9 protein-coding genes are annotated in these 8,810 nt (G+C 29.7%); 3 read left to right on the top strand and 6 right to left on the bottom strand.

Going from position 1 to position 8,810, the window contains the following annotated elements; translation table 11 throughout:
• Window positions 1-250: 250 nt before the first annotated feature.
• Genes deoD through aroB form a run of 3 tightly spaced genes read left to right on the top strand, consistent with a single transcriptional unit; the run spans window position 251 to window position 2,872 of the window.
• Window positions 251-955 carry a purine-nucleoside phosphorylase gene (gene deoD, locus ACTNAO_RS10250; protein WP_441028689.1) on the top strand — a complete coding sequence of 235 codons (705 nt, stop codon included), beginning with the start codon at window positions 251-253 and terminating at the stop codon, window positions 953-955.
• 17 nt (window positions 956-972) lie between these two features.
• Window positions 973-1,722 (top strand): class B sortase, encoded by a 750-nt coding sequence (gene srtB / locus ACTNAO_RS10245; protein ID WP_441028691.1) that lies wholly within the window; start codon window positions 973-975, stop codon window positions 1,720-1,722.
• Window positions 1,723-1,759: 37 nt separating this feature from the next.
• Window positions 1,760-2,872 carry a 3-dehydroquinate synthase gene (aroB, locus tag ACTNAO_RS10240; protein ID WP_441028693.1) on the top strand — a complete coding sequence of 371 codons (1,113 nt, stop codon included), beginning with the start codon at window positions 1,760-1,762 and terminating at the stop codon, window positions 2,870-2,872.
• Window positions 2,873-2,922: 50 nt separating this feature from the next.
• On the opposite strand, the gene ACTNAO_RS10235 is transcribed toward aroB, so the two are convergent.
• From ACTNAO_RS10235 to argJ, 6 genes are all read right to left on the bottom strand, one after another.
• Window positions 2,923-3,390 (bottom strand): DUF2628 domain-containing protein, encoded by a 468-nt coding sequence (locus ACTNAO_RS10235; RefSeq protein ID WP_441028695.1) that lies wholly within the window; start codon window positions 3,388-3,390, stop codon window positions 2,923-2,925.
• Between the two features lie 133 nt (window positions 3,391-3,523).
• Window positions 3,524-4,390, bottom strand: a complete 867-nt coding sequence (gene fba / locus ACTNAO_RS10230) for a class II fructose-1,6-bisphosphate aldolase (protein ID WP_441028697.1) — start codon at window positions 4,388-4,390, stop codon at window positions 3,524-3,526.
• 181 nt (window positions 4,391-4,571) lie between these two features.
• On the bottom strand, window positions 4,572-5,498 hold the full coding sequence (gene argF, locus ACTNAO_RS10225; RefSeq protein WP_441028699.1) for an ornithine carbamoyltransferase: 927 nt from the start codon (window positions 5,496-5,498) through the stop codon (window positions 4,572-4,574).
• Between the two features lie 25 nt (window positions 5,499-5,523).
• Complete coding sequence (locus ACTNAO_RS10220) at window positions 5,524-6,678, bottom strand: aspartate aminotransferase family protein (protein WP_441028701.1); 1,155 nt, start codon at window positions 6,676-6,678, stop codon at window positions 5,524-5,526.
• Between the two features lie 12 nt (window positions 6,679-6,690).
• On the bottom strand, window positions 6,691-7,557 hold the full coding sequence (gene argB / locus ACTNAO_RS10215; RefSeq protein WP_441028742.1) for an acetylglutamate kinase: 867 nt from the start codon (window positions 7,555-7,557) through the stop codon (window positions 6,691-6,693).
• 32 nt (window positions 7,558-7,589) lie between these two features.
• Window positions 7,590-8,810, bottom strand: coding sequence for a bifunctional glutamate N-acetyltransferase/amino-acid acetyltransferase ArgJ (argJ, locus tag ACTNAO_RS10210; protein ID WP_441028703.1), 1,221 nt, complete (start codon window positions 8,808-8,810; stop codon window positions 7,590-7,592).

Below are 8,810 nucleotides of genomic sequence, written 5' to 3'. Positions count from 1 at the left end.
CTGCAAATTCTTTTGGTTTATAATTTTTACTCAAATATAATCACCCCTAAATATATTATATTACATTTGATTATATTTGAATATATTTTTAATAACTATTAATAATCTCCTATAAACTTTGTAACATTGATAGTATATCATAATCATTAAAAACAAACAAATATTGAATATATGACTAAAATAAAGAAATGATATATAATATAAATAATAAATTGTTTATAAAATTATAGAGAATAAGGAGGTAATTATTATGGCAAAACATTATCATATAATGGCAAATGAGGGTGATATAGCAGAAACAGTTTTATTACCAGGAGATCCTATGAGGGCAAAATTTATAGCAGAAAATTATTTAGAGAATGCTAAGTGTTATAACAAAGTAAGAGGTATGTTTGGTTTTACAGGAACATATAAAGGAAAAAGAATTTCAGTACAAGGAACAGGTATGGGAATGCCTTCTCATTCAATATATGTAGATGAATTAATTAATGTATACAAAGCCAAAAAGCTTATTAGAATAGGTTCTGCAGGCTCTATAAACAATGATGTTAATTTAAGAGATATTGTTATAGCAGAAGCTGCATCTACTAATTCAGGAATCAATAGAAGAAGGTTTAATGGAATGAATTATGCACCATGTGCTAATTTTGAACTATTATATGCTGCATACAATAAAGCTAAAGAAAAAAATATAAATGTTAAGGTAGGGAATATACTATCATCTGATCTTTTTTATGATAATACTGGAGATTCAGTTGAATTATGGGCTGATTATGGTTGTTTGGCAGTTGAAATGGAAACAGCAGAACTTTATACACTTGCTGCAAGATATGGTGTAAAAGCATTGTCAATACTTACTATATCAGATCATATATTAAAAGGATTAGAAACCACACCAGAAGAAAGAGAAAGAACATTTACAGATATGATGGAAATAGCTCTAGAAATAGGTTAATTTAAGAGGAATAATAAATGAAAAAAATTATAGGAAGAATAGTATTAATAATTGCTATAATTGGTCTTGTATACTCTGGTTATAAGCTGTTTTTAATTTTTAATGATTATAACAAAAATGCTAAGGTTTATAATGAACTTAAGGATTATGGACCTTCAGTTACTGTTGGTTTAGGAGGCAATGTCAAAATAGAGGGATTAAATTTTGATGAGCTAATTAAAATAAATGAAGATTTTGTAGGCTGGATAACTATACCAAATACTGAAATTAATTATCCTATGGTACATCCTTCAGAGGATAATGATGAATATTATTTAACTCATAATTTTGAGAAGGACGAAAATAGTGGTGGGGCTATATTTGTTGAAAGCGCTATAAGGCATCCATTTGAAGAGGAAAACACCATAATACATGGTCATAACATGAGAGATGGAAGCATGTTCGCAGGCCTTAATAATTTTAAGGAAGAAGATTTTTTTAATAATAATAGAAATATATATATAGATACAAAGGATGTGTCATATGTATATGAAGTTTTTTCTGTATACGTAGAAAAGGCTAATGAAAATCCATATATGTACAGTTTTTCTACTAAAGAAGATTATATTTCATTTTTAAATGGATTAAAAAATAAATCAATGTTTTTAGCTAATACAGTTGATTTTACTGAAAATGATAAAATTATTACATTATCAACCTGTAGCTATGAAGTTACAGATGGAAGATGCCTTGTACATGCAAAGCTTATTTCAAAACAGCCTAAATAGTGTAAATATTTAAAATAAAAGGTGGGAGTAAATTATAATGTCAAAATTTCATGTAGAACTAAAGAAAATTGTAGATGATTCATACGATGTAGAGATAGGAAATAATTTAGCAGATAAATTAATTAGTGATTTAAAAAATGGACTTGTAGGAAATATTAATAAATTTGTAGTAGTAACAGATAGTATAGTAAAAGATTTATATGCACAAAAAATATATGAAAAATTAATTAGCAACGGTTTTAAATCTGATATTATCATATTTGATGCAGGTGAAAAAAGTAAAACTAGAAAAACAAAAGAATTTGTTGAAGATAGTATGATTATAAAAGGATATAAAAGAGATTGCTGTATTATAGCAGTTGGAGGAGGAGTTGTAACTGATCTTGCAGGATTTGTTGCAGGAACTTTTGGAAGGGGCGTGCCATTTATTAACTATGCTACAACTTTACTTGCAGCAGCAGATGCTTCAATTGGAGGTAAAACTGCTGTAGATACAGATATAGCAACAAATTTAATAGGTCTTTTTAATGAACCACAAAAAGTTTATATTGATACAGATGCGTGGAAGACATTGCCCAAAAAACAAATAAGTAGTGGACTTTCTGAAACTATAAAGCATGGATGTATATCTGATTATGAATTTTTTCAATATTTAGAAAAGAATATAGATAAGGTATTTGAATTTGACAGTGAAGTATGTGATTTTATTGCAAAAAAGAATTGTGAAATTAAATATAATGTTGTTATGAAAGACGAAAAAGAAAAAAGTTTAAGAGAAGTATTAAACTTAGGACATACTGTTGGAAGAGCAATAGAAACTGTCAGCAATTATAAACTATTACATGGAGAAGCTGTAGCTATAGGAATGGTAGCACAAGTAAGGCTTGGAAATAAACTTGGATATATATCAGATGAAGATGTAAATAGAGTTATTAACTTATATAAGAAGGCAAAATTGCCTGTTACAATACCAGATTATATAGATAGGGAAGAATTAATTAAAAAGCTATATACAGATAAAAAGGTACGTGATGGAAAAATAAGATTTGTATTTCAAAAGGGTATAGGAGATATTGTAAAGTTTGATAATGAATCTTATGCAGCAGCAATTGAAGAAGATAAGATAAAGGAAATTATAATGAATATGTAGTTAAAAGGAGGTTGCCATAATAGCAACCTCTTAATTATTTTATAATTTAATTACATTGTAAATATTTTTATCCACATAAATAATGCAAAAACAAAATATAATATAGTTGCAGAAAGAAAACTTGTACCGCCTTTTGTAGATAGCAAGTTATTAAAATCTTTTTCGCTTTTCATATAATTATATTCTCTATATATATTTATTTCTCTTTCACAAAAGCGAAGATAAAGGTTAGTGCCAAGAAGTCCTAATATAATCATTATTATAAGTAATAATATTGCTGATAAATTTATAGGTAGTAGTATTAATGAAAAGTATGCTATAGATATAATAATTGCAGGAATATAGCATTTTCTATACATAAGATAAAAAGGACCTAAGAAAAATGCACCAAAATTCCAATTAGGCTTTGTTCTATTTTTCATATATCTATCTAAAGTTTTAGAAAAGAAAGTTTTTTTTGCTTCAATACCAATAAAGGCTTCAAGTTCTTCTCTTGAACACTTAATAGTTTCTTTCATAATTAATCTCCTTTACATTTTATATAAAAATTATATCAACAATAATGCTTTTTTACAAATATGACAATATAAATAAATTTGATATAAAAAAATACCATGCAAATGCATGGTACTTTTTAATGAAATTTAATAATTAGTTAGCTTTGTTTACAGAACCGAATAATTCCATTTTTTCTTTAACTTTAGCCTTTATAGCTTCAAATCCAGGAGCTAATAATTTTCTTGGATCAAATCCTTTTCCTTGTTGATCTTTACCAGCTTCAATGTATTGTCTAGTAGCTTCTGCAAAAACTAATTGGCATTCAGTGTTAACGTTGATTTTGCAAACTCCAAGAGATATAGCTTTCTTTATCATATCATCAGGAATTCCAGTACCACCGTGTAAAACTAATGGCATATTTCCAACAGCATCTTTGATTTTTGCTAAAGCATCAAAATCTAATCCAGCCCAGTTTTCAGGATATTTACCATGAATGTTTCCGATACCAGCAGCTAATATATCAACACCTAAATCAGCTATTTGTTTGCATTCAGCAGGATCAGCAACTTCACCAGCACCTATAACTCCATCTTCTTCTCCACCTATTGAACCAACTTCACATTCAATAGATATTCCTTTTCCGTGAGCATCTTTTATAAGTTGTTTACTCTTTTCGATGTTTTCTGCTATTGGGTAGTGAGAACCATCAAACATAACTGAAGAGAATCCAGCTTCGATACACTTGTAAGCTCCTTCATAAGAACCGTGGTCTAAGTGTAAAGCAACAGGAACAGATATATCAAGATCTTTTAATAATCCGTTTACCATACCAACTACAGCATGATATCCTCCCATGTATTTACCAGCACCTTCAGATACACCTAATATAACTGGTGAATTGTTTTCTTGAGCTGTTAATAATATTGCTTTTGTCCATTCTAAGTTGTTGATGTTGAATTGACCTACAGCATAATGTCCTTCTCTAGCCTTATTCATCATTTCTTTAACTGAAACTAACATAAATAAAAAACCTCCAATAATGTATATATTTTTTTATTTTAAAATCAAGTTAGATATGTATAATCTAAGCTTTGATTTATGTTTGACAATCCTAATAGTAAAGTATTACATATTAAAACATGTCGCTAATAACTATTATAACTTTAATTTACGCAAAAAGAAACATTTTAAACAAAATTTATTAGTTCTTTTTCATAAGTTTTACAAGAATTGCTTTTTGAGCATGTAATCTGTTTTCAGATTCGTCAAAAATCTCTGCTGCATGATCTTCTAAAACTTCTGCTGTAATTTCTTCCCCACGATGGGCAGGTAAACAATGAAGTACCATTACATTGTCATCAGCAAGAGACAGCAATTCATTATTTATTTGGAATCCTTTAAAGAATTTACGTCTTTCTTCTGTTTCTTGCTCGTGTCCCATGCTTTCCCATACATCAGTAAGAAGTACATCTGCATTTTTAGCTGCTTCCTTAGGATCATGATATATGTTAAATTGTACATTTTCTGAAGCTGCTATTTCTTTTCCACGATTTATATAACTTTCTTGTGGCATATATTCTTTTGGACATGCTATAGAAAAATTCATTCCTAATTTTAAGCATCCTATTATAAGAGAGTGTGACATATTATTTCCATCACCTATATAAGCTACATTTAATCCATCTAATATGTTTTTATATTCTCTTATTGTCATTAGATCAGCAAGAACTTGGCAAGGATGTTCAAGATCTGTTAGACCATTTATTATAGGAATAGAAGAGTATTTTGCAAGTTTTTCTGCTTCTTCGTCTGAATATGTTCTAATCATTATTCCTTGTACAAATCTTGATAAAACTCTTGCAGTATCTTCAATTGGTTCTCCACGTCCTATTTGAAGATCACGACTACTTAAAAATAAAGCGTTACCACCTAATTGATACATTCCTGTTTCGAAAGATACTCTTGTTCTAGTTGATCTTTTTTCAAATATCATACCAAGAGTTTGACCTTTTAAGTGTTCATGAGGTATCCCATGCTTTAACTCATATTTTAATTGATCAGCAAGATTTAGTATTTCAATAATATCTTCTTTCGTAAGATCATCCATTCGTAGTAAATCTTTTTTCAAGTTAATTCCCCCTTTTAATAATGCATTATTTTAAAAGTTCTTTTAATACATTAACAGTAGCTGTAAGTTCTTCTCTAGTAATAACAATAGGTGGTAATAATCTTATTACATTTGGACCTGCTGTTAAGAATAAGAAACCTTTTTCTTGAGCTTTCTTTTTAATATCAGCAGAACTTCCTTTAATTTCTATACCTATCATAAGACCAAAACCTCTAACATCAACTACTTGAGAAAGATTGGCATTTTTAATAGAATCTCTTACAAATTTTCCGTTTTCATAAACTTTATTATAAGTTTCTTCATTACATATTTCATCTAAAACCACAAGTGCACCACTACAAGCAACAGGGTTTCCACCAAATGTTGAACCGTGATCTCCTGGTTTAAATACATCTTTTAATTTTTCATTACATAAAACAGCACCTATAGGAAGACCAGCGCCTAATCCTTTAGCAAGAGAAATTATATCAGCTTTAACATCAAAATTATTAAAACCAAATAACTTACCACATCTTGCAATTCCACATTGTACTTCATCAAATATAACTAAAACATCTTTTTTATTACATATTTTTACAACTTCTTGTACAAAATCTTTATCAAGAGGATAAACCCCGCCTTCACCTTGTACAGCTTCCATCATAATTGCACATACATCACTTGTTAATTTGCTTTTAAAATCATCTATGTTATTTTTTTCAACATAATCGAAGCCTTCAGGGAAAGGGAAGAAGTATTTATGGAATTTTTCAGGTTGACCTGTAGCTTTTAAAGTAGTTATTGTTCTTCCATGAAAGGATTTTTTTAAGGTTAATACTTTATTTCTGCCATCTCCATATTTTTCAAAGCTATATTTTCTTGCAAGTTTTATAGCACCTTCATTTGCTTCAGCACCTGAATTTGCAAAAAATACTTTGCTCATACCAGCTTTTTCTACTAATTTATTACTAGCTTCAATAGTAGTTGGATTTGTAAATATATTAGAGCAATGTTGAAGTGTAGTAACTTGATTAGTTACTGCTTTTGTCCATTTTTCATTGTTATAGCCTAAAGAGTTTACTCCAATACCACTTGTTAGATCTAAATATTTTTTTCCGTCTATATCATAAAGATAACAACCTTCACCTTTAACCATTATAGGTGATTGTTCTCCATAAGTATTCATAAGTGAATTTTTCATATTATTTACCTCCTAATAAATCATTGTTCCAAGACCTTTTAAGCCTTCTGGTGAAAGTAATTCTAAAAGAATTGAATGAGGAACTCTTCCATCAATTATATGAGCTCTTTCAACTCCCATACGTACTGATTCTACACAGCAGTCTATTTTTGGTATCATTCCACCTTTTATTATTCCTTCTTGTACAAGTTTTGGAACTTGATAAAGTCGTAAAGATGAAATTAGAGTTTCAGGATCAGAAGGATCTCTCATAACACCTGGAACATCAGTTAAAAGCATAAGCTTTTCTGCCTTTAGTGCAGAAGCAATTTTGGCTGCACAAGTATCTGCATTTATATTATAAAAGCAGTTATCATCTTCTCCTAAAGCAACACTCCCTACAACTGGTATATAATCAGCATCTAGAGACATTTTTAGTATTTCAGTGTTTACATGAGTTATTTCTCCAACATATCCAAGATCATCACTGCCTTGCATTTTTTTAGCTTTTATTAATGAACCATCCATTCCACAAAGACCAAGAGCTTTTCCTCCAGCCCTTTCAATTAAAGCTACAAGGTCTTTATTTACTTTTCCTCCTAAAACCATTTGAACAACTTCTATGGCATCATCATCTGTATAACGTAATCCATTGATAAATTTACTTTGTACATTAAGTCTTTTTAAAAATGAAGATATAAAAGGTCCACCGCCATGAACTATAACAGGTTTAAATCCAACACATTTCATTAAAACTATATCATTTATTACACTTTCTTGAAGTTCTTCGTTAATCATAGCATTACCACCGTATTTTACTACGATTATTTTCCCATTAAATTTTTGTATAAAAGGCAATGACTCTACTAAGACATTAGCACGTTCGTTAATATTCATTATTTTATTATTCCCCCCATTTTATTGTATAAAATCTAGCTTCTATAATCGCCATTTATCTTAACATAATCATATGTTAAGTCGCATCCATAACAAGTTACACTTTCAGAACCAGATCCCATATTAACTTTTATTGTGATTTCATCTTCAAGAAGAATTTTCTTTGCTAAATCTTCACTAAAGTCTACTGAAGCACCATTTTTACATACAAGAATAGTACCAGCTTTGCTTACAAATTCTACGTCTACTTTTTCAGGTTCAAAGTCAACTCCTGCATAACCTAATGCGCATAAAACTCTTCCCCAGTTAGCATCAGCACCAAACATAGCTGTTTTTACAAGACTTGAAGTTATTACACTTTTTGCAAAAATAACACCTTCTTTTTCATTTTTGCATCCATTAACTGTACATTCAATAAGTTTTGTAGCACCTTCACCGTCTTTTGCAAGCATTTTTGATATTTCTATAGTTATATATTTTAAGGCTTCAACAAAAGCATAATAATCTTCATTTTTAGATGAAATACTTTCATTTTCTGCCATTCCATTTGCTAAAATTATTACAGTATCATTAGTGCTTGTGTCACCATCAACACTTATTCTGTTGTAGCTTACTTTTACAGCTTCTCTTAAAGCAGAATCTAAAAGTTCTGCTGATATTTTTGCATCAGTTGATATAAATGAAAGCATAGTTCCCATATTAGGTTCTATCATTCCAGAACCTTTTGCAATGGCACCTATTGTAACTTCTTTACCTGAAATATTTAATGTACATGCAGCTTCTTTTTTTACAGTATCAGTAGTCATAATAGCAGAAGCAGCAAGAGAGCCATCTTTGCATAAACCAGATACAAGTTCTGGTATACCAGATTTTATTGCATCTACATTTAATGGAACTCCTATAACTCCTGTAGATGCCACTAAAACATCATTAGAATTAATGTTAAGTTCCTTTGCTAAAACTTTAGTTTCTTCTTCTGCTTTGTCAAGACCATCTTGACCTGTGCAACAGTTAGCATTACCACTATTTACAATAACAGCTTGGGCAATGTTGTTTTTTAAGTGAGCTTTTGTTACAAAAATAGGTGCACATTTAACTTTATTATTTGTATACATTCCAGCACCAACACATGGAACTTCTGAATACACTAAAGCTAAGTCTTTTTTTGTTGTTCCTGCCTTAACCCCACAGTGTATTCCATTTGCTTTAAATCCTTTAGGACTTGTTACACTTCCTGATATAACTTTATAATTCAT

The organism is Clostridium sp. HCP1S3_C6, assembly GCF_052066735.1.
Lineage (GTDB): Bacteria > Bacillota > Clostridia > Clostridiales > Clostridiaceae > Clostridium.
Note: the sequence above shows the minus strand (reverse complement) of the source record. Positions and strands in the feature narration are given on the sequence as shown.